Raw genomic sequence first — 830 nt, forward strand, 5'->3', positions numbered from 1 at the left:
ACTCTTCCATCCACAAAGAACAGTCAGATGCTCAGGCTGAGATCCGCCGACTCCAGAAGGAACTGAAGCGGGTTACTGACGAACGGGATATATTAAAAAAAGCCGCGGCGTACTTCGCAAAGCTGTCCGACTGAGGTACGCCTTTATCCGTGACAACATCTGTTGCTGGCCTGTTCGTCTGCTCTGTCGGGTGCTGGATGTTCATCCGGGTGGGTTTTACGCCTGGCTTCAGCAGCCGTATTCACCACGGCATCAGGCGGATTTGAGGCTAACAGGACAAATCAAACAGTTCTGGCTGGWGTCCGGTTGCGTTTATGGCTATCGCAAGATCCATCTCGGCCTGCGAGATAGCGGGCAACAATGCGGGATTAAYCGGGTCTGGCGGCTGATGAAGCGTGCCGGAATAAAGGCTCAGGTCGGGTACCGAAGCCCACGGGCACGCAAAGGAGAAGCCAGTATAGTTACMCCCGACAGGCTCCAGCGACAGTTCAATCCAGATGCACCGGATGAACGTYGGGTAACGGACATAACTACATCCGAACTCACGAAGGCTGGCTGTATCTGGCCGTGGTTGTTGACCTGTTCTCGCGCAAAGTTATTGGCTGGTCAATGCAATCCCGGATGACAAAAGATATTGTCCTGAATGCGCTTCTGATGGCCGTGTGGAGACGCAATCCTCAAAAACAGGTGCTGGTTCATTCTGATCAAGGCAGTCAGTACACAAGCCACGAGTGGCAGTCGTTCCTGAAATCACATGGACTGGAGGGCAGTATGAGCCGTCGTGGTAACTGCCATGACAACGCAGTTGCAGAAAGTTTTTTCCAGCTACT

1 pseudogene is annotated in these 830 nt (G+C 53.0%); it reads left to right on the forward strand.

Annotated features, from left to right (window positions below):
- Positions 1-830, forward strand: a pseudogene (locus E2L00_RS21340) (IS3 family transposase); the annotation flags it as partial.

Source organism: Cedecea colo (genome assembly GCF_011808225.1).
GTDB classification, from domain to species: domain Bacteria; phylum Pseudomonadota; class Gammaproteobacteria; order Enterobacterales; family Enterobacteriaceae; genus Dryocola; species Dryocola colo.